The 21,178-nt window shown below is 44.0% G+C and carries 17 protein-coding genes; 11 read left to right on the top strand and 6 right to left on the bottom strand.

The genetic code is table 11. The features are described from left to right. The first annotated feature begins 17 nt into the window (after window positions 1-17). From CWI73_RS07595 to CWI73_RS07585, 3 genes are read left to right on the top strand one after another with little or no spacing between them, the layout of a single operon-like run. Window positions 18-800, top strand: coding sequence for a hypothetical protein (locus tag CWI73_RS07595; RefSeq protein ID WP_157980630.1), 783 nt, complete (start codon window positions 18-20; stop codon window positions 798-800). Further along, entirely contained in the window at window positions 787-5,361 is a 4,575-nt protein-coding gene (locus tag CWI73_RS07590) for a coiled-coil domain-containing protein (RefSeq protein WP_126752221.1), read from the top strand. Before CWI73_RS07595 ends, CWI73_RS07590 begins: the two co-directional genes overlap by 14 nt. Further along, the gene (locus CWI73_RS07585) at window positions 5,361-6,434 is read left to right on the top strand and encodes a Wadjet anti-phage system protein JetD domain-containing protein (RefSeq protein ID WP_126752220.1); all 1,074 of its coding nucleotides are present in this window, start codon (window positions 5,361-5,363) and stop codon (window positions 6,432-6,434) included. Before CWI73_RS07590 ends, CWI73_RS07585 begins: the two co-directional genes overlap by 1 nt. 74 nt (window positions 6,435-6,508) lie before the next feature. On the opposite strand, the gene CWI73_RS07580 is transcribed toward CWI73_RS07585, so the two are convergent. The 3 genes from CWI73_RS07580 to CWI73_RS07570 are packed head-to-tail and all read right to left on the bottom strand — an operon-like array spanning window position 6,509 to window position 9,940. Then, window positions 6,509-7,249 carry a restriction endonuclease subunit S gene (locus tag CWI73_RS07580; protein ID WP_126752219.1) on the bottom strand — a complete coding sequence of 247 codons (741 nt, stop codon included), beginning with the start codon at window positions 7,247-7,249 and terminating at the stop codon, window positions 6,509-6,511. Continuing rightward, window positions 7,240-9,714: a type I restriction-modification system subunit M gene (locus CWI73_RS07575; RefSeq protein WP_126752218.1), complete on the bottom strand. Its 2,475-nt coding sequence runs from the start codon at window positions 9,712-9,714 to the stop codon at window positions 7,240-7,242. Before CWI73_RS07575 ends, CWI73_RS07580 begins: the two co-directional genes overlap by 10 nt. Before the next feature lie 13 nt (window positions 9,715-9,727). Next, window positions 9,728-9,940, bottom strand: coding sequence for an XRE family transcriptional regulator (locus tag CWI73_RS07570; RefSeq protein ID WP_126752217.1), 213 nt, complete (start codon window positions 9,938-9,940; stop codon window positions 9,728-9,730). A gap of 651 nt (window positions 9,941-10,591) precedes the next feature. Between CWI73_RS07570 and CWI73_RS07565 the strand changes: the two genes are divergently transcribed. The 3 genes from CWI73_RS07565 to CWI73_RS07555 all read left to right on the top strand — a co-directional run bounded on the left by CWI73_RS07565 (window position 10,592) and on the right by CWI73_RS07555 (window position 14,190). Beyond that, window positions 10,592-11,353 carry an HNH endonuclease family protein gene (locus tag CWI73_RS07565; protein WP_126752216.1) on the top strand — a complete coding sequence of 254 codons (762 nt, stop codon included), beginning with the start codon at window positions 10,592-10,594 and terminating at the stop codon, window positions 11,351-11,353. Window positions 11,354-11,460: 107 nt separating this feature from the next. Next, window positions 11,461-11,724, top strand: a complete 264-nt coding sequence (locus CWI73_RS07560) for a hypothetical protein (protein WP_126752215.1) — start codon at window positions 11,461-11,463, stop codon at window positions 11,722-11,724. A gap of 597 nt (window positions 11,725-12,321) precedes the next feature. Then, entirely contained in the window at window positions 12,322-14,190 is a 1,869-nt protein-coding gene (locus CWI73_RS07555) for a hypothetical protein (protein WP_126752214.1), read from the top strand. Window positions 14,191-14,199: 9 nt separating this feature from the next. Here CWI73_RS07555 and CWI73_RS07550 read toward each other — a convergent pair whose 3' ends face one another. The 3 genes from CWI73_RS07550 to CWI73_RS07540 all read right to left on the bottom strand — a co-directional run bounded on the left by CWI73_RS07550 (window position 14,200) and on the right by CWI73_RS07540 (window position 16,513). Further along, window positions 14,200-14,610: a hypothetical protein gene (locus CWI73_RS07550; RefSeq protein WP_126752213.1), complete on the bottom strand. Its 411-nt coding sequence runs from the start codon at window positions 14,608-14,610 to the stop codon at window positions 14,200-14,202. Between the two features lie 115 nt (window positions 14,611-14,725). After that, window positions 14,726-15,427: a S1 family peptidase gene (locus CWI73_RS07545; protein WP_241968871.1), complete on the bottom strand. Its 702-nt coding sequence runs from the start codon at window positions 15,425-15,427 to the stop codon at window positions 14,726-14,728. A 204-nt stretch (window positions 15,428-15,631) separates the two neighbouring features. Beyond that, on the bottom strand, window positions 15,632-16,513 hold the full coding sequence (locus CWI73_RS07540) for a YifB family Mg chelatase-like AAA ATPase (protein ID WP_126752211.1): 882 nt from the start codon (window positions 16,511-16,513) through the stop codon (window positions 15,632-15,634). A 610-nt stretch (window positions 16,514-17,123) separates the two neighbouring features. Between CWI73_RS07540 and CWI73_RS07530 the strand changes: the two genes are divergently transcribed. From CWI73_RS07530 to CWI73_RS07510, 5 genes are all read left to right on the top strand, one after another. Next, window positions 17,124-19,208, top strand: coding sequence for a protein-disulfide reductase DsbD family protein (locus CWI73_RS07530; RefSeq protein WP_126752209.1), 2,085 nt, complete (start codon window positions 17,124-17,126; stop codon window positions 19,206-19,208). Further along, window positions 19,198-19,722, top strand: coding sequence for a protein disulfide oxidoreductase (locus tag CWI73_RS07525; RefSeq protein WP_126752208.1), 525 nt, complete (start codon window positions 19,198-19,200; stop codon window positions 19,720-19,722). The genes CWI73_RS07530 and CWI73_RS07525 overlap by 11 nt, the downstream gene beginning before the upstream one ends. A 28-nt stretch (window positions 19,723-19,750) precedes the next feature. Beyond that, entirely contained in the window at window positions 19,751-20,482 is a 732-nt protein-coding gene (locus CWI73_RS07520; protein ID WP_126752207.1) for a DsbA family protein, read from the top strand. Between the two features lie 133 nt (window positions 20,483-20,615). Then, the gene (locus CWI73_RS07515) at window positions 20,616-20,861 is read left to right on the top strand and encodes a type II toxin-antitoxin system CcdA family antitoxin (protein WP_198675163.1); all 246 of its coding nucleotides are present in this window, start codon (window positions 20,616-20,618) and stop codon (window positions 20,859-20,861) included. Continuing rightward, on the top strand, window positions 20,861-21,178 hold the full coding sequence (locus CWI73_RS07510) for a CcdB family protein (RefSeq protein WP_126752205.1): 318 nt from the start codon (window positions 20,861-20,863) through the stop codon (window positions 21,176-21,178). Before CWI73_RS07515 ends, CWI73_RS07510 begins: the two co-directional genes overlap by 1 nt.

Here is a 21,178-nt window from a genome sequence, read left to right as displayed (position 1 = left end):
GGGTTAACGACGTGAAAATGGAAGAAATTGGACGTGTCTATCACTATTTACTGAAGCACCGTTCCATCGAATCCAAACCGCAACTTCGTAAAAGTAGGTCAGATGAAACTCTGGTTGCCTCGATTCTTAGAAGTGCATCAATCGATCAGTTAGAACGATTCAATGAGTTTCTTGCTCCACAAGGATTCAAGTTGGTGGAGTTCGATGATCTTACTCGAGGTGTTGCCGTGGCAGGTCGAATATGGGTTTTGGCGCGAACTGGTGAGGTTTCTGCGCCGAGTTTTCTCTCAAATGAACGGGTCTACTCAGAGATGAACATCCGCGGCAAGGACAGTCGAGAGACATCAGCAGTCTGGTTTTTACATATTTGGCTGATTTACCTGTCCCTTATCTATACCAGAGTTGGCCGTGGCGTTTCTGAGGTATCGAGCTATGTTGATGCGACATTTTCAAGAGAAGTGCTTGAGGAATCAGTGTTGGAGCATATTGCTCACATTCGACAGATGGGATTAAGTGATGGCGCATCATCAAAAGTCGTCGCAATTCTTGATTCAGAAAAAGGGAAGGATGTATCCCGTCGAGTTAGCGCCTTTTTAAAGCTGATGACAGCAGCGGGCCTCATTCAAGAATCCGAAAAGAATGAATACCAACAAACCTTACTGGGAGCATATGAAATTGCTGAGCACTACGATAAGTCGTTACGCATACCCATCGATAACACACTCGATAACATCGTAAATATTGTAGCCCCTAACAATGAAGACAAAGATACAGAGGAGTTGACTGATGGGATTGATTAACCGAGTAGCCATTAGCAACATGTTGAATTTTTACGGCGATGGCAAGCGAAAAAAGTGGTCTCCGCGTTTTCGCTACGAATGTTTGGACTTTCGGGGGCAATCTACAGCGGTAAACCTCACCAATGGCGGCGGTAAAACTACTCTGGCGGAGGCAATGCTGGCCGTACTGTCTCGTGATCATACTCTGGTAAGTCACACAAAAAAGAAATTTAGCCCGAAATCTGTGGGAACTTGGTCGCACATACAAGTCGAGCTGATAAGGCCATTGGCCAATACAGGACAATCCGACTTCATTACCGCGGAAGGCAATGAAGTGAATGGTGAGCATTGGGTCTTCGGTATGTACGGCTATCTAGGCGATCAAGGGGTGAATTATTACTATTACAAGGGCAGGCTAGAAGAACTCCCTATTGGCACAGATGATGGAAAACAAAGAACATTACTTAGCAACGAAGAGTTTGTGCAAAACCGAAAGGCTCTTCCCGGGCTGGTAATGAGCCCACATGAAGATGAATGGGAAGAGGCGCTGGCACTGAAGGTCAACCTTCCCCAATCGACTATCCGCCAAATGACAGACTTCCAGAAGCGCGGAGGGCAGGACAAAAGTGCTTTGCTATATGAAATAAAGACTCGACCTGGTCAGAGCTACGCTGAGGTCTTCTTTTACAAAGTGTTAGCCCCCGCGATAATGGAAGGAATAATGGACCGGGAGGGCGAGGAAGGAGAGGTAAGCCTTGAAGACTCAGTAGAGCGTTCAGTCTTCAGTACCGTAAAGGCCAAACAGGATACTGCTACCAAACGCGCGGAAACCGATGAGCTAGAGTCTGGAGTAGAACAGCTCACGAAAGTAATGAGTGTCGCCAATGAGGTTGAAGAAAAACAGCGCGAGTACGACCGCCACTTGGCAAAAATACAACGTGATGTTCAGGTATTGAGTGAATTAGTCGGTAAAGGGCGACTGCTTGGAGTGCCGAAGTCATCGTTACCTGAAGGCTTAGTGGGTGATGTAGCCAAACATCTTGTGATTGAGCCCGGACGTTCCGAAGTCCGAGTGCTGGATCGGGGATTGGCGATACTGCTCGACAAACAAACAAGGCATGTAAATGAGCAGGCTCAAAGAAATGGGATAGAGGGTGGTGAAAGCTCTCAAGTTATTGATATTCCTTGCGACTTCAAGTTACATGACGGCCTACATGGTGGCAGGCGGAAGGGGGAATCATATTCAATAGAAGCGGCAAAAGCCTTGCTGAAAGCCGCATCCTCAATGGGACATGATCTAACGAATGAAACAGCCATAAACCTCTTAGAGGATGCAGTTTACTGGTTTGATAACAGTGCAGACACCAATCCCTACCGGCTGTTATACATAGAACAAGAGGCTGATCTGAAGCAACAAAAGCGAGATGAGCGTAATCTCGATAGTGAACTTGATCGTTTACGGCAAGAGCAGCTCCGTCTTCAGCAGCAGCAAACCCGAATGGAAACAAACGAAGGTCTTTATGCGGACTTAGTCGAATCGGGCTTGTTTAGCGAGGAAGAGCTTAAGGCACCAAAGGAAACTGCTGGTATCGTAAGGGAGAAGCTCATTACTGCACGCAAAGCGATGAGTGACTTTTCCATTCTGGAAGCACAACTTAACGAGCACTATGGTGCGTGGAAGGCATATGTAGCTGAATATGGTAAGGAATGTGTACCCGTAGAAACACTCGAGCAGAAAAAGGCAGAGAAGAATCGTCTTTCTGAGTCAATGCACGCTATTTCTTCCAATCTCAAAGAGTGCACTGCGGATCTCTCAAAGAAACAGGAAAAACTAATAGAGGCGCAAGGAGAGCATGACAAAGCAAGCCAGACGCTTGAACGCCTCTCTGAACACCGAACCGCCTATAAGCATTTCATTGAACGATTCGGTAATATTTCTCCCGAAGGAAAGGAAGACAAACTCAGGGCTGATCTGAATACTAACCAGACCCGACTATCGACGTTGCAACAACAGCAGGAGTCTTATCAGGAAGGGGTAAGTGCCCTTCATCGATTTAGAGAAACTGTCTCTGAAATCGTTTCTCCCGAGCAGTGGCTGAAAAACATAAGCACCCGTCGAGCTGAGATTGCTATCGAACTGAATGACTCAGAAATGTTGCTAAAGAACCTTTGTAAGCAACGTGAAACCCTCGAAAATGAGCGAATTGCAGCCAACGCGTCTACATGCAGCGCGTTAGACTACTTAAGCGAGAAAAATATTTCATACCAAGTGCTCCATCATGTTATTGATGAACTAGGCCTAAAATATGAGCGTAAACGTGAAGTGCTGGCCGTTTTCTCTGCGCTGCTCTTTGCGCCAGTTTTCCCTACTGAACACGAGGCGAAACAAGCAGCGGAAGCGCTATCAGATTTCGATGCTCAGGTACCGGTTTTCCTTTATCGTAGCCTTATTGAATATTGTCAGAGTGCACCAATTGAACATGCCGACAATAACGAGCTGTTAGTGGGTACCACTGCAGGTATAGTCACGCGACCAGTCTCTTGTTTGCTGGATCCTTTACTGGTTGAGCGTGAGAAGGAATCGCTCGACACCCGCATAAATACAGTGAAAATCACCATCGAAACCCTCCAAAGCGAGTCAACATCAATAGGTGATGAAAGCGAGTCGGTAGTCTTAGCCCGGAGGGCTTTAAGAACCATACAAGACAATGAAATCAAAAAGCTCGAAACGGTAAATCAAGAACTCGAGAAATGCCAATCCAAGGTAGAAGAACTTCGCCAGCACACTAGCCCGCAAGTTATTGCCATAATCCGATCTGCTGATAGCTATGCAAAACTTGGCGGCGAAAAAGAGGATACTACTCTACAAAAACGCCTAGTTGAGCTGAGCGCTGACATTCAAACATACGAGCTACAAATTTCCGAGCGACAAAATCAACAGTCCAAACTAGAGGAGCAGATATCTACCCTGAGCGAAAAAATAGAAAGGGTGTTGCCAAACGATTTAGCGATTATGCTTAACAGTGCTGGCTCGTTTTACGAGAAAGGTGGCCCTGAATTTATGGCTAATTGCGATACACGCCGCCGCGACCTCCTCCAGGAGGCCACCAAAGCCGAGAATCGCAATGCCTACAACAAACATTTTGATGGAGCACAAAATTATTTAGACAGCATTAGCGCAGACCAAGTGAATAATCTGTCACAGCAGCTTGGTGAGATTTCCCGCGGAATCGAAGAAACGCAGCGAAAACGTGACGCCGCCCGTATTGAACGGGACAAGTTATCTGAGTCTGTTCCCCAAGTTCGCAACGCGATGGAAAGTATTGATAAGTTAGTGCTCTTGGCACTAAAGAGATATCGAAAGGTAGCTAAGCTAAGCGCGGATGCCACCAACAAAAGCGATCGTGATATAAACGAAGACCCATTAATTGAACAATGTGAAAAACTTCTCCATGCAAACGTTAATGACGAGCCTGAAACGGTCAGAATAATTGCAGATGCACTATCGGGCGAGTTGGAAGAAATCGATATTGATCGCAAAGCAAGCGGCTTGGCGCGTGCGAAAGATGAGCTAGAAAAAAAAGGCAAAGCGTTTGTAGACTTAGCCAAAGACGTTATCAAGTCACCCACAGGCCTAAAGCCAGTCGAAGTTCAGATCCTGAAAGAAATCAATGGTGTCGTGGATATACCCAAGGTGCGAACACTTTACGAGGGCATATTGGAACAGCTCTCAAGATCCAAAGAATTGTTACACCAATACGAATCGTCCGAAAGAGAGTCGCGGCAGCTAGTAAGTAGCCGTCTCGCGCACCTTATTGAATATGCAGCATTGGATCTTGGAATCTTACGCTCTGTTGTGGGATCTAACCGTGGTAAACACACCTCATATTTCAACGTGGAAGCCGAGGTGCTGGACAGAACCGGAATACAGCGGCTGATGGATGGTATTGTCGAGGAAATAGATATCCTTGAAAGACAGCGCCGTGAACTTGAAAAACAAAGAACGCGCTCAGAAGACACTGAAGACTACCACGAGTCACTGCGTTCTCTAATTCGAAAGAAGCTTTACCAAACAATCTTTTCTAAACCAACCATCACCTACGTAAACACCTCGATAAGGGGCGCTGGCGACGAACATGAATTTAATGAAAATCTCAGTGAAGGTCAGAAAGCAGCGTTATCGCTTATGTGGGCAATTCGCTTAGCTGAGTTCGCTATTGAACGCGAAGCAAAGCGCCTTTCGTCACGCCGTTCACAACAAAAAGCTAGAGACATGTCCGTGAACATAATGCTCATTGACGGCCTATTTTCAAACCTGTCCAATCGCGAACTGATTGATAGTTCTATGGCTGGCATCGAAAGTACACGAGGAAGCTTTCAACTTATAGGTCTAATCCATAACCCTCACTATCAGAATGATTTTAATAAATTCCCAGTTTTCATAATCGGGAAGAACGAAGGTAATGGTAAGACAGGGGACAGTGGCAAAGGCTGGGTCAGTTTTCGTGAGTGCACCTCCGATGAGCCAGCTCTGCGCACTGCTCAAATCCGTCGTGTTCCACCATCACAGGTTGTCAGATAATGCAAGCTGTTAATATATTGAGAAACACTCTCTCGATTAGTCAGAAGACATCAGTTCAAGGTGATCGTCTGGTTGAACGCCTGTGTAGAAAAACAAGGCTTCACCGGAATGAGGTTATTAAAGGTCTCCAGAAATTACGTGATTCCGGCGAAGTAAGTTGCAAAGATTGGCATCGTGGTGAGCCCATAGGCCGTGTTCTGCTTTCAATTCAACAAGTGCGATCGCCATGTGAAGAGAGCTGGCTTGCCGTCATGTCTGACTTGGATGTCGATCCTGCAGATCAAGAAATATTGATTGCACTTAGTGACAAAATGCAAGGATGGGCAGTAGAAGATATGAAGCGCCTTTTGAGTGGCCTTATGGCCTTGCGAAAGGATCTTTCTCTACTAAAAGGGCAATCTCGATATTTGGTAAGCGCCAAATATCTTCTTGGCAGCTCAAAGCTGCTCGATGCGCTCCCATCCCCCATACTTCGCAAGTTCGGTATTAACCTTGATCTGCTTATTGGCCCACCCTCTTATATCATCACTGCAGGTCCCAGCTCACCAGCCTGCGTTGTGTTGGTGGAAAATCCGCAGTCTATGGAGGCAGCACTACAAACCTGCATGGGAAACAAAGTCGCTTGGGTCACAACATTTGGCTATGGGCTCTCTCGTTCCGGCAATGAGTACGGTAGACAGCTGGCAAGCCTTGTGGAGGAAAAGAGTCGGCTAACAGCTCTTGTGCGCCAGGGAACACCACCGCCGATTGAGTGTTTACTTCAACATCCCCAGATCTATTTTTGGGGCGATTTTGACCGCGAGGGGTTTCAGATCTATTGGCGGCTAAGAGCTACTATCTCTCAGCTCCGGCTTAGCGGGCTCTACCATCCCATGCATGCCATGCTAGAGAATACTAGCAACCACCACGCCTACAGCCATTTGGTTGCCAAACCAAACCAAAATACTTGGAAATGCTCAGACATAGAACTGCAAAAAATGCTGGATTTATGCGAAAACCGAGCCATTGATCAAGAGTCAGTTAGTCTTTCAGATATCGAGAAGTACGCTTCTCTACCGTACACTCATTGTTAAACGCAACCGTTTTAAATGTGTCCGTAAAATCTGGATGGAACCCAGGTGCCTTTAAAATACTGAAAAAAGTTTAGCTAGCTTAATTCGCTAATCAATCGTGAAGCTTCTTCAGATACTGTATCCTTCAACTTGCTTAGCTTGTCTTCACCTCTAGAGATAACACGTTTGATTTTATTAGTAGAATGCTCATATTGTTTAAATAAATCATTGAAACTCTCAGCCTTAGTAAACAAAACCTCTGGAACAGGCAAGGAAAGTATATTAGGTTGAGATATATTTTTCTGGCATGCTCCGGCCGCCATAGCAGCAAGATAATTTTGGACGTCAGCTAAGTTAATATAATTCGCTATAACATCAGCTGAATATCCCGGCTTTATTTTTGATGTAATAACGAATCCAGATGCGACATAGCTACTTTCATCAAAGTCAAAGCTGCTGTTGTTGGTTGAGAGACCAACGCCAACGGTTCCCGAACGTGTAATTAGAACCATTTCAGGCTCTAATTCAAAGAAATTATTTAAATCACGAACTTCTTCTGATAGATAATTTTGGTTTTTATTTATAAGCCCATATTCTTTTATTTGTGAAACAGATGTGTATAAAATATCAGTGGGTTCCATTGAGTAATATTCAGTTTTAATATTCATGCCGTTTTGAATATTTTCAATAACTGAACCCAGAGAAACCCAAGATATGTTTTCGTTAATAAAAAAAGATTCCGACTTCTTTATTTTGCTGCGAAAGTAAGTATCACAACGAATTGGTTGAAAGTCTGATAAATAAGATATTGAATTAGTTTCTACCGTTATTGCCATATTTTTAGGCCCTTTAAAATTCCTAATACAGTATTTTTATCTTCACAATGAATTTCATTCCACTCTTGAGAGTATTTTAAATTGTAAATTAAGCCACCATCTTTATCACTAACTGAAATCAGTTCATTAGGTCTATCTTTGCAGCCTTTCTTACCGCATTTATAGCCAAGTTCATCAATATGAAAATTATGAAAAACATTGTCGTTACTTTTGCTGACTGAGTTTAATACCCAGCGTTCTTTCGCTGCGTAAACTGTATCCCGTATCTTTTTCTTTAGTTGAGTATAGAAGTCTTCTCTAAGCTGCTCAGAAGTGAAAAATGGTAAAACTATGAAGCCAATACCGAACTCTTCGTTGCAGATTGCATCCACTTTTTCTATTATTCTTCTAATAGAATCTTTCTTATCTTGTTCATCTAAATCAAAACATACATTGGCTTTTTTAAGTGGCAATACTGAGTGTATCTTGCTAAACTTTTCTTCAAAAAGACTTGAGAACTTATCCCACTCGTTTGCAAACTCTTTCTCCTCTCTAATACTCTTCTTTTCAGCAAAAAGAAGACTTGTATTGGTTGGAGTGTGAGGCAGAAATGCATGTGAAGGAAGTGATACAATCGCCTTAATGTTGAAGTGCCGATATAAGAAATATCTTCCTGAAATATCCTCTTCAACTGCAAAGAAACTTTCCGGAAGAACTACACCTATTCTGCCCTTAGGCTTTAATAACTGATACCACCTTTCCAAAAAAAACGCTTCCGACTTTCCACGAACGTTGAAAGTATCTTTAGCTTGTGTTTTGTCAACCTTTACATTAAAGGGTGGATTCGAAATTATGAAGTCGAATTTACCCAATGAATCCTTATTGTAGTAACCGGTAGGTTCGCAAAGTTCAGAAGAAAGCATATTCATCGCTCCGGTCACGCTCTCTTTGCTATACTCTTGGAATTTTGCCAACCCATCAGTGTTGTATATGTTGGTACTGCCATCGCCATGCAGAATTAAATTGATTTGACAGGCGGTGGCGAGAACTGGCTCATAATCAATACCGTAAACATAATCAACTACCCAACGGAAAGCGTATTTATCGAGAACGTTCCTTTCGATAAAATCTTTAACGTCTTCATCTCCTTTCGCTATATCTTTATGGTTGCGCTCTATATACTTTTGTACATATTGCATGTAGTTGACTAAAAATGTGCCAGTTCCACAGCTCGGATCGATCACGTATGGGAGCCTATACCTTCGATCATGAGGTTGGCGAATAGTATCTACAACTTTTTCTTCAACATCTAATGCAGATAAGATAAAAAGAACAATATTGGGATGAGTGAGAAATAGCCCTTTGGTCTGCTTGAATGCATCCCTTATAACCATTTCATAGAACTCACCAAGCACATCTACATTTTTAAATCTATTCCTTTTAAACGAATAGGGTTGAAGTTCCGTAACACATTTAGAAATAAGCTCTACAGGAAATTCTTTAAAATCTATACCTTTTACGGAAAAAAGTTCTTGAGACTTGTCTTTTGAAAGGTACTCAACGTATGCTTTGCGGTAAAGTAAATCAATATTGTTTGCCAGACTTTCATTTGTTATTGGTTTTCCCTTGGAAAACTTGCGCTGAAAAGAGTATGCAGTTCCCTCTAAAGTTTTCGATTCATCGTAAATTTTAGCTAAAAGAACCTTGTTAAAATTTTCAAATTTTTTATTATCCTCAAGTGTTCCGCCCCAAATATGATTCCAGAGATTAGACCATAATCTTCTTAATTCATTGTTCCCAAAATTATCATTTAAATCTCGAGCATTGCTACTATCTAAATTTGATCCTCCTGATTTTATAAAAACGTTTCCTAAATCAGGGGCACTTCCGTTTAATACAATATCGACAAAATGAGGGCTTCCTCCCTGCTTTAGCCATTTTTCATGCGTTGGAGATATTGACGTATCTATCCCGATACACTGTAACGGGAAATGAGAAGGCTCTAGAGGAATATCAACACTCAAATAAAACAAGTATTTTGCTTTTCCATACTTAGTGTAGCTTTTAAAAGGAACAAAAAGCTGATTTTCCAATGAGTTATCTTTTGAGTTGTTATAATCCTGTATGCGCTTAATCTCGCATATGACTTCTATTTCGCCTTCTTCATTAGTTATACAAATATCAGTTTCAAGCAGCTTTTTAGAGCTTCTACTACGCTTGCTTCCCCCACCTTCTACATAATCTTCTATAACTATTTTATCTGCTGAGTAATTATAGTCGTGGATCAAATACAATAAGATAAGAGCGCGGGTTAGCTCTTCGTCAGTAGGCTTGCCATTAATTCTTTCAAATGATTTTATTAAACTTGAATATGATAGGGTGTCAGACTCTTTATTGTAATTTACGATCTTTTTTTCTGGATCTTTATTAGCTATCGCATTGTAAAACGCGACTCTCTGATCAAGCGTGAAAGCCTTTTTGCTCATTTTTTTACCTTAATTACTTAATTTCAAAGGAATTGAGAACAGCCTTAAAGTCAACCCGATGCTCTTTCATTTCTGCTATCAAAGTAGCAATAATAGCTATGTTTTTTGGGACACTCTTCTTTTTAAAGTTTGTTATGCTGTTGGGATTTATTCTTATTAGCTTAGCAAACTCTTTATTAGTTAAGCCTGCTTTACCAATTTGGCGTTTCAACTCATCATATTCCATGTATTAAATAGTATGTTCTATATTTAACTTACAGACATTAGATCACAAATGATTTATAAAGTACACCCTAGGATTCACGCTTATTAGATTTCAGATTAGATATGTCCTCTGCTTAATAGTTTTTATATTAAGGCTTTACGACTGAAAAACGCGCTACTATTTAAGTTCTCGTTAAGGCTTGCCAAAAGTCAAGAGTAAGCAGTCTGTAATAAAGGCTCATATGAAACACTTACTTTTACTGTTAACCCTTTTAATAGCCTTTGGTTTTGCAAATGCAGATAGCAGTACTGATAAAAATCGCGTAGCTACCAGTATAGGGTCTTCGGTGACAATCGATGACCAAACAAACTGCGCCTCGCCTGATGGAAGTTTATCAGCGGATAGTTTGCTAGCTGATTCCAAAAAGTGCTGCAAAGTCTGCAAGAAAGGCAAAGCTTGTGGAGACTCTTGCATAGCTAAGAGCAAAACGTGTACTAAAGGTCCCGGGTGCGCCTGCAACGGCTAATAAGCCTTCCAATCTTCCCGTCATCGTGCGGGCTGCTACTTTTACTGAAAGACTTTGTCCCTATCATCAGTCCACCATCACAAAATAGTCTTAACTGGGAGGTGCTGATATAGTTGCTGTAATACAATTCACAGGGATATGAAAAATTGCAACGCATCACACACTTGATAACAAGAGCCTACAAGCCTCTCATTACCGCCGTTATCGTATCGGCCGCCTTACTTCTTTCTGTTACACCGGCAACGGCTTACGCTCAAACCCCGTCGGTTAAAATGAGTAACAGCAAGATATGTCACGACACATCTAGTCTTTATTATGAACGGACCAATAACTTCAAAGCATACGACTCCATTAACGCCTGTCTTGATGCCGGAGGCCGACTTCCTACAGGGCAGAAAGCACCAAGCGTACAAAGCTCTCCTGAGTTAAGCTCACCCGGTGAGTATTCCAGAAACGCTTTTGCCGGTTGGATAGATGAAGACGGGGATTGTCTCAACACTCGCCACGAACTTTTGTTAGAGCTTTCGACCGGTCCAACAACAAAGTCTAGTGACGGTTGTCGTGTGGTAAGAGGTCGGTGGAACGACCCATATTCGGGCTCTGTCTTTTTTGATTCTTCTAAAATGGACATCGACCACCTGGTACCTTTAGCCTGGGCCTGGAGAAATGGTGCTTCCTCATGGTCTGAGTCAAGAAGAGACAGGTTCGCCAACGACCCTATTAACCTTTTCGCGGTAAGCGCGAGTTTAAACCGCAGTAAGGGAGCCCAGGGACCCGATAGCTGGTTGCCCCCTAATGAAAAATTCCACTGCCAGTACGTGACAAGATTTTATCGTGTACTATTGAAGTACGAATTTCCTGAAGCTGTCCGTAGTCGCGCTAAGGCGATTGTGAATTCAAAATGCTAGCTTGGTACCACAATTGGCCTTAGCTCAGGGCTACTTAATATCCATGAAAACCAGCATTCGATTAATGGTCTATATTGGATTTGAACACTGTTATTAAGGAAGCTGCTATGAAAAGAACGGCAAATCAATCGGTAGAGGTTATTACTGATATTCTTTGTGATGCCTGCGGTGCCAGCGTTGTCCCTGACTTTCAAAAAGAGCATCACGACAACCTTAACGACTTTAGCGAGTACGGGAAACTGAATGCATCGTATGGTTATGGCTCAAATCACGACGGTGACTCGTTTCACTTTGACTTGTGCGAGTCATGCTTCAAAGAGTTAGTAAAGAAGGTAAAAAGCATGCGGGCATCTAACGTTCAAGGCGCTTAAGCCACTTTTTTAAAACACACCCGGTGCGAGGAACGTCCCAAGAACGGTTTATGGCTACCAGTACACTTCCAAAAGGTTACACAACCGATGTTCCAGAATGGTTTTCGTTACTGAGGTAATAAAATTGTGAGTTTACGTCAGGTACAAAAACCGACATTGTGTCGCCCTTGCGTGAAACTGATCGAGCATTATTTCAATGAGGCGCGAGTTTTTGTGCGGACTCTGCCTTCTTGCTTAGCTTTAGCAACAGCGGCGTGAAGCATGCGCAAACCGGCAGCCTTCCTCTCAGAGATTTTACGAGTTTGTTTTGAATGCATAAGAATCTCCAGAATTATCATCGTGGTAGTTACCTACTAACCATCAAATCAATCTTACTTCAGCACTCACACAGCTTGCAAGCCCCTTATAAGAGGCACAGGCTGCCTAGTAAAAGCTGGACCCAAACCATGCTTCAAAAATTAGCCGGTAAAGTAAGAACTATGCGAACACCAAATAGCTTGAATAGCTAGTTGGATTTGCTTTATAACGGGGGAACTTATTAAAAATTGCCTTTCACTCCTAAATTAACACCTTTATTAAAACCGTTCGGAGTTCACAATGACTAATAGCTTTCCATACAGCGTACCTATTATGGATGCCATAAGGCACGATTATGAGCGGTTTAGGCTTGAAACCTATCAACACTCACATAAGGGGCTTTTTACTGATGGGAAGAAGCTATTTGCGGTAATTCCCGAAGTAAAACAAAATAAGGCCTTATTAAACGAACTAAAAGAGCAATACTATAACTTGCATAGTGTAGGAGTTCCCTACGCCACCATAGTTGGTGAGGAACTCGACAACTACTACCCGATTGAATCGCGCAGTATGCTTGAAAAAATTCAGGTTTATGGTCATCCCATGACGATGGGTGAAGCGATAAACCAAATCAACATTCATATTCCACGAAAATACCACCCATTTCATGTGCAGTTTTTGTTTGCCACTAATGAATTCAAACTAACTTTTAAAACAAGGCTGGCTCAAAGTGAACAGCAAGATATCCGGTTAATTTGCGAATCTTTAGGGCACCAAGGGTATGACTTTACTTTTGAAACTAATCCTACAATTTCTGACTATCCTGGAGTAGTGGACTTTAAGCCTAACACGCAAAACAACATGCAACTTGTTGCCAGTGGTTTTATACAGAAACAGTTCTCAAGAGAGTTATTGGCTCGCTACGAAGAGGATGAAGAATTTTGGGTTCAAAATAGACAGTCCGTTTTTAGTGGGGATGAAACAGCTCAAAAGGACGAATTTTTACTACCCAAGTTTCTAGCTAAACAAACACGATGCTTTGTTGATGCTTCTGTGTTTCCCAGGCAAAACTTAAGAGTGTATTTAACGCTATATGAACAGGTCGTCATTGCTTTACCCTTACAAGCTGAAGACGAGCATTTTTATAAAATGTTCAATATTAACCGTCATGAACTTAGAGAGTTGGTGGCAAGAGGCCGCTTGCTATTTGTTGTTCCACAAAACCTTTCCCGTTATTCTCAAAGCTTATTGCTAGACATTATTTCCGTGGATCCAAATGCGATCATATTCTCAAGACGGCTTGCAGCCGCAACCATAAAAGCTATTCAGAGTAAGACGAAAATCATGGGAGCTACGTTTTCAAGTGACGAGCAGTATCACTTTTTACATCGATGCGCTCGAGTTAATATCCCTGAGGTTCAAAAATTGGCAAGCATACTTTCCGAGCAATGGCAGTTTGGTGAGTTTTTGTTAGATAAGGAAGGTGCAACGTCAGCACATCAGCTAGGCGTTTCAAGACTTGCTGCTAAGAGCTTTCAAGAGAGAGGTAAAGATTTATTAATTGAGCTCACATCTGCTGGTTCAAGCTATGAGTATGCTCAAGGGCTTGGAGCACATCACTTTCCTTTCGATAGCAATGATTATTCAGAAGCTGCGGCATGCCAAGTGATCAGTGGACTATATAACGGTGTAGCTAAACAGACAAAGCAAATTCGAGAGTCTGAACTTAGTACTCTATTGAGTGAAATATTAACCATTAATAATGATATGGACATACTAGAGCTTGATAATGCACTGTCATCTAGCTTGACTCGCTCTTTACCCAATATAGTCAAAGAGTACGCCAATATGGATGAGAGTGAGCGATTCCAAAAGTTAAAAAGCCTAGAACAAGAAGTAAAGACAATAGAAAATAATAAGGCTCGCTTATCGAAGCTCAACATGTCGGGATTTCTGGGCTCATTAGCCGGCGCAGGCATGGAGTTAACCGGCACACGAGGCGGAGGTTTTATCGCTTTGGGAGGCTGGCTCATAAATGCGTTAAAAGTTTATGCCGACGAACTCAAGCTAGAAGAGAACCCCATATTTACAAAGCTATCAAGTCTTAATCATTTTACGAGTAAAGACGCAATTATCGTACAGCGGGTCAGAGACTCCGTATCTAAATAAGGCTTCAGCTCACAAGGAAAACTTTATAAAATCTCTGACTTTTTCGATATGCTTCGCGTTTCCGCTAGCTATCAGTTTACTTGGTTGGTCATCTTCAAGATGCTTATGTGGCGAATTAATCCACTCAATATGATGCGCATCCTGTAAGAACAACTTACGCAAGTCGGCATAGATACCAAGTATAAGCGATGCGGCAAAAACAAATTCATCGGAAAATTCATATTCGGAACTCAGCTCATATTTAGACAACTCTTCTTTGAAAAGAGAGTGCACAGGACTGTGCTTCAGCTCCCAGAACTCAAGGATATTTATTACTACTTTTGCGGCTTTAGCTGTCTTTTCCTGGGTTAATTGAAGACGCTCACGGTTCAATTCAAAAGTACGGTAAAGTTCGCTTGCATGGTTTATGTCAGTATCCATAAAAAGCCTTCTAAATCTGAGGAAAAATACTTTTCAACTAATTGCTTGCAACCTAAAAATGTGTAGCAAAATATGGGAAGTCCAGTGGTCAGCATACTCAAAGTATACTTGAAGGCTAACCCTCAAGAGCCTTAACTGCTTCAGCTATATAAACCGCTGGTATATAGCAAGCCGCATAAAGGTTCCCCGTATGCTCTAACGAAGTATAAGTCGCATTTATTTCTGCTATGTAGAGACCGACAAGAGAGTGTCCAGAAGAATCCATGACCGGTGAGCCAGATGCTCCTGTACCCATTCTTTCCCCTGAAGTAATCTGCAAAGCTTGAGACCCTCTGATTTCGCGTTTAAAACCGGACACCGTCAGATTCTCCATAGGTAATCTTATGAACTTACCATCTATTTTCTTCGGGACTAGAATTAAAGATGAGCCTTCCACACGATTTTGTTTTAGGTAGTCAACAGGGTAACCAGATATGCATGCTGTTGAACCTATATTTAATCCTTTATTAATTGTACTGCGCTCTAAATTTATAGGCTGACTGGTAGACTGGAGTGAGGCCGGAACCTTATATATGGCAATATCATAACTCGAAGTCGGGGTATCATCTGGGTGGAAACTCGGCTCACTAAGCTCAATAAAGTCTTTAGGTGAAGGAAAAACATTTTTACAGCAATTTAAAATTGCGACTACTTTACCATCGATCACTTTGTCAATTACGTGTCGGCAAGTGACAATAAACTGATTACCATTAAAAACAGCTAAAAATCCGGTTCCGATAATATCACATTTCTTATCATTCAGAATGTTGGCTATCATGACTTCCAAAAAAGCTATCCCCTTTAAAGTAATATTCTCTCTTTTCTAAAGATACACGTCTTTACTGCCTCCTTGTATTAGAAGCTTTCATTTCGGTATTTTCAACTACCTTAAAACTCACAGCAGCACCGGGCTGAATTAAGATGATGTATTTCTGCCAATATAATCCATTCCTGTTATCCCGGTAGCGCTTATTATGCGAATTTAGAATTTATTGTGCGAATTGACAGTACCCCCACCCACTAAAGCAGCCGCAGTGCACGTATGGTGTGGGCTTCTCACTTCACGCTGAGTTAATGCCTCTGTCCCGTGGTAGTCAAAAGACACCGATTTAACCGCGGCTATTTCCATCGCCTCTTTCTCAGTCAATGACGGCAATAGGCCACTCAAGCGCTGCGCCAGCATGGTTTTGCCCGTGCCTGGCGGACCCACAAATAACAAATGGTGCTTACCCGCAGCGGACAATAACAAAGCCCGTTTTGCCTGCTCCTGCCCGACTACATCGGCTAAATCGCCTTCATCACTTTCCGCCTGACACGCCCAGTCTACTGGTTTGGACTCTCGAAGCGGCTGATGTTCATGCAAATGCTCATACACACTGACCAAGTCAGCAGCTAACCAGCTTTTTTGCTCACGAACTAATCCCGCTTCCTGCTGATTAGCAATTGGGACAAACGCCTGACGCTTTTTCTCACGACACGCTAACAAAGCAGGAATGAGTCCATTCACAGCACGTAGTTCGCCTGTTAACGCTAGCTCCCCGTAAAACTCTGCCTGCTCTAAAATACTGTCCGGTATTTGCCCCGACGCCGCCAATATACCCACGGCTATAGCTAAGTCATACCGAGCGCCGGTTTTCGGAATATCTGCAGGTGCTAAATTAACCGTAATACGTGTGGCCGGTGGGTATTCAAACCCCGCGTTCATTAAGGCGGTTTTCACCCGGTCGCGCGCTTCCTTAACCGTGGTTGCAGGCATGCCGACCATAGTAAACCCAGGCATTCCCCGGGCCAGATCCACCTCAACCCGAATTTCCGGCGCATGAATACCTATCAGTGCCCTCGTATAGACTCGCGCTAAAGCCATCTGTCTCTCCCTGACTGAACAACGGCGTCACTATAAATATTCACTCCGTTGCTGTCTGTAAGCTATCAACGTTAAACCCTGAGCGACATCGCGCCTTTCCTCCCTTGATTTTACCCCCACTTCTGTCATCATCTTGCCCTAATTAAGAACAAACCGAATAACCAAAGGTCAGTAAAAAACATGTTCCACCAACTGAACCAACAGTGTCGAAAAGGTCGGTATATAGCACCATTGCTATTACTGGTGTTTGCACTGTGTTGGGGACAAAACCTTGGTTGGCTGGAAGGCTGCCCTAAGCATCAGGGCGCGCCAGCGGCTGAACAGATAGTGGGCAGCCATGTAGACTCAGGCACAAAACACGAAAATGCCAAGGCCGACTGTGACAAAACAGCGCATTTATTACAGCAATTTCTGTCCGACATAACCTACGCGGCACTGTCTTTCTTTATTCTTCTGACTTTGGCGCTGAGGACCACTGTAAACAAACGGCTCGCGCCGCCACTTTTTCTCTTTCCCTGTAAAAGGCGACCCCACGCCGTATTTTGTTGTTTTCTGGAGTAGCGCTTCCAACGGGTTTTCATCGTTGGAATACTAACTTCAGGAGTAATGTATGAATAAAATTTTACCGTTGTGGCTGCTATCGCTTATTGCTGCGTTGCTGCTTTACAGCGCGCAAAGCCTAGCAGAAACGCCGTCTACCGGTTGGCTGAATCATGAAGATCATCCGCCGGTATCGGTGAAGCTGGAACTGACCGGCCACTATGAGGCTGAGCGCAACCTACTACCCGCCCTGCTGCATGTTGAGCTGGATGAGGGCTGGAAAACCTACTGGCGCTCGCCGGGGGAAGGCGGCATACCGCCAACCTTTGACTGGTCTGAGTCATCCAATATTGACGATATTGAGTGGCACTGGCCGGTGCCCTCGCGCTACAGCATTCAGGGTATCGATACCGTGGGGTATCAGGGGTCGTTGGCCTTTCCGTTAATGATACAGTTAAGCCCGGATGCCGCGCAGGCACACATTAGCGGTACACTGACTATGTCATCCTGTACCACCGTTTGTGTGTTAACGGACTACCCAATTGACTTGCAAGTTGATCTGGACACCCTGACCATCGACAGTGATCGTGCCTTTGCCTTTAATCAGGCGATGGGCAAGGTGCCTCGGGAGTACGACAGCAATAACGTCAAGCAGGCTATTTGGTCCGACGCCAACCAACGCATTCAACTGACCATAGAGCGTGACAGTGGCTGGCAAGATCCTCAGCTGTTTATACACAGCAGCGACGAAGCTCTGGCCGATGCCGCTTTTTCATCACCAGATATTCAGCTCCAAGGCAATACACTCACGGCGAATATTGAGGTTAGCCACTGGCTGGATCTGCCGGACCTAAGCGGCGCTGAGCTCATAGCAACAGTCAGTGATAAAAAGTTTGCCGCTGAATATAAGGTTCAACTAACCGCAGGCACTATTTCGAATAACACACCGCCGCTGTGGGCCATTTTACTTATGGCGTTAGCGGGTGGGCTTATTTTGAACATTATGCCCTGCGTGTTGCCGGTATTAGGCCTGAAAGTTCAAAGCCTGATGCTGTCTGATGCACAGCAGCCGAAGGTCGTGCGTAAGCAGTTTTTTGCATCGTCACTGGGTATTATCAGCTCGTTTCTGGTCATTGCCCTGGGGCTTATGGCACTGCGCTGGTCAGGCAGTTCTGTCGGCTGGGGTATTCAATTTCAGAACCCTTACTTCATTGCCGCATTAATCGCTATTACCTGGGTATTCGCACTGAACTTAATGGGTGCCTTTGAGTTTAGATTGCCGTCTTCTTTGAGTACCAGTGCCGCAACCGCTGGCGATGACAGCTATAAAGGGCATTTCCTGCAAGGCATGCTGGCAACGGTTTTGGCGACACCTTGTACAGCGCCTTTTTTAGGCACCGCAGTGGCCTTTGCATTAGCTGCTGAGTCATCGGTTATTCTGCTGATTTTTGCCGCGCTTGGGGTTGGCATGGCGCTGCCCTGGTTACTTATAGCCGTGTTCCCGAAAACCGCCAAGTTACTTCCCAAACCCGGTCGCTGGATGCAGTGGGTAAAACCCGTTTTCGCCATTATGATGCTGGCAACCACGGTCTGGCTAACAACCTTGCTGAAAAACTTTATCAGCAACGAGCTATTCCTGGTGCTAACCGTCGGTTTATCAGTTCTGACATTGGTGATTATTGGTAAAGTGCATGGCCGCAAAGCTCTGTTTTTATCCATTGGTGGCTTTTTGGTATTAGCTGCCGTTGTCGGTACGACGTTAATTCTTACCGCGGACCGTTGGGTCAACAAACTACCACAGGACCACCAATGGCAGCCACTAACCCAGCAGCGTATTGATGAAGCCGTTGCCAGTGGCCAAACCGTGTTTGTGGATGTGACCGCAGACTGGTGTGTGACCTGCCAGGCCAATAAGGTGGGCGTATTACTGCAAGACCCGGTATTTAACGCCTTAGGCCAGGAGCACGTCACCCGTCTGCGCGGCGATTGGACCAAAGCCAACGAGAGCATCACGCAATACTTAAAGGCCAACAATACCTTTGGTGTGCCCTTTAACAAAGTCTACGGACCCGGCGCTCCGGACGGTATAACCCTGCCCGTAGTGCTCAGTAAAGACAAAGTCATGGACGCGCTGGAGGATGCTCGTGAGCAATAGCAAAGCTAAGCCGTCGTGGGCAAAGCGGCTACGAACCGCAGCGCTTTATATTGTCCTGTTCTCGGTCGTCGCTTTCGTAGTTGATGCCTTTCGTAATAGTGACGTGCCGGAGTCTGTTCCGGCGGAGCTGTCGTCACTAACGGACATAAACGGCGAGCAATATAACTTACGCGAGATGAGTAAGGACAGCCCGGTTGTGCTGTATTTCTGGGCAACCTGGTGTCCTGTTTGCCCGGCGGTATCGCCTACGATTGATTACGTTGGTAACCACTACCCAACCATTAGCGTGGCGTTGCGCTCCGGCGACAACGACAAACTCACGCGCTACGCGCAGGCGAAAGGGTATGAGTTCCCTATTGTTAACGACAACCTCAACCGCGTCTCAAATGGCTGGCAGGTATCTGCCACGCCAACCATCATCATTATTGAAAACGGTGACATAGTTTCGGCGACAACCGGAGTCACAACACCTCCCGGTTTGTTTATTCGTCTTTGGTTTCACCAGTTTTTTTAAGTCACTCATTTTTAAGTAGGAAAGTTGTATGAATTTTATCTATAAAACGTTTTTTATCGTTGCTTTTATCTTTAGCAGCAACGTATTTGCGCAAGATTTAAATCCACAACAAGAAGAAGATTTAGAGAAAGTCGAACAGCTATTGCGTGAAAATCCGCAGCTAATTTCAAACATTCACAGAGGCTTGCAGCGCTTTTTAGAACAGCAAAGTGAGCAGAAAAATGCCTTTGCTAACCACCAGGAATGGCTCTATCAGTCGGCGGCACATCCAATTTTAGGTGACCAAGACGCGCCACATAAAATCATTGTGTTTACCGACTACAACTGCCCGTTTTGTAAGAAGTTAGAGCCTGGCCTTCATAAACTAATTGAGGAATACCCGTCTATTCAGGTCGTGAACATTTTCGTGCCTTTACGCCAACAGCAGGTTGATGGGCTCAAAACCAACTCAGCACTCTATGGGCTGAACCTTTGGCGCAATGACCCTAAGGCATTCTTTGAAGCCCACAACTTAATGATGAAAAAGTCAGGTATGCACACCGCCGATTCACTGCAAAGTGTTGCGCAAGTCACGAGTACCAAGGCCTTCTTGTCACCGTCCGGCGAGAGCGAAGCGGTTATTCGCAAAAATATGTCAGCATTTCGCGAACTAGGCTTTCGCGGCACACCGACTATTATCATTGGTCAGCAAGTAACGCCCGGTTACATCCCTTACGACAGGTTGGAAGAAATAGCGACAGCACAGTTCGACCTGAATTAATCCGTGGCGTTTCATCACCAGCCTAGTATGAAGCCTCAAGGATGAAGAGTTAACCATCTGAAATTAACTCTGCTATAATTCATGCGTATGGTTAATGCGCATGAATTACGCATTTTTAATAACAGGTGATAAAATGGCTGCTTACACAACCTCATCTGCTTCAAAGAAGCCGACAAATGTCAGTATTAACGCTGAACTTCTGGCAAAAGCAAAATCGCTTGATATCAATTTATCGGCGACACTTGAGTCTGCATTGAAGGAACAAATTCGTTTGAAAGAACAAGCGCAGTGGCTGAAAGAAAACTCTAAAGCAATGGACGCTTACAACCAGTTTGTAGAGCGCAACGGAACATTCAGCGACAGCGTGCGAAAATTCTGATGGCTCAATTCACCGTCTACGCCAATAACAATACAGCGACACGCACAACCTACCCCTATCTTATCGATGTGCAGAGCGATCTGCTGTCAGCCTTATCGACAACCTTAGTGATACCTTTGATACCCACTGCGCTGGCTGAATCCTTTCAACTCACCAAGCTGAACCCGGATGTTACCGTTGAGGGAAAGACTTTCTCATTGATGACACAAGATATGGCGAGTATTTCTAAAGCTCAGCTCACTAACACAGTCGGTGACCTATCCCACGACAGAGATAGAATCACCGCAGCTATTGATCTGCTCTTTTTTGGAATATAA

Origin of the sequence: Idiomarina piscisalsi (assembly GCF_003987095.1) — a bacterium.
Taxonomy (GTDB): domain Bacteria; phylum Pseudomonadota; class Gammaproteobacteria; order Enterobacterales; family Alteromonadaceae; genus Idiomarina; species Idiomarina piscisalsi.
Note: the sequence above shows the minus strand (reverse complement) of the source record. Positions and strands in the feature narration are given on the sequence as shown.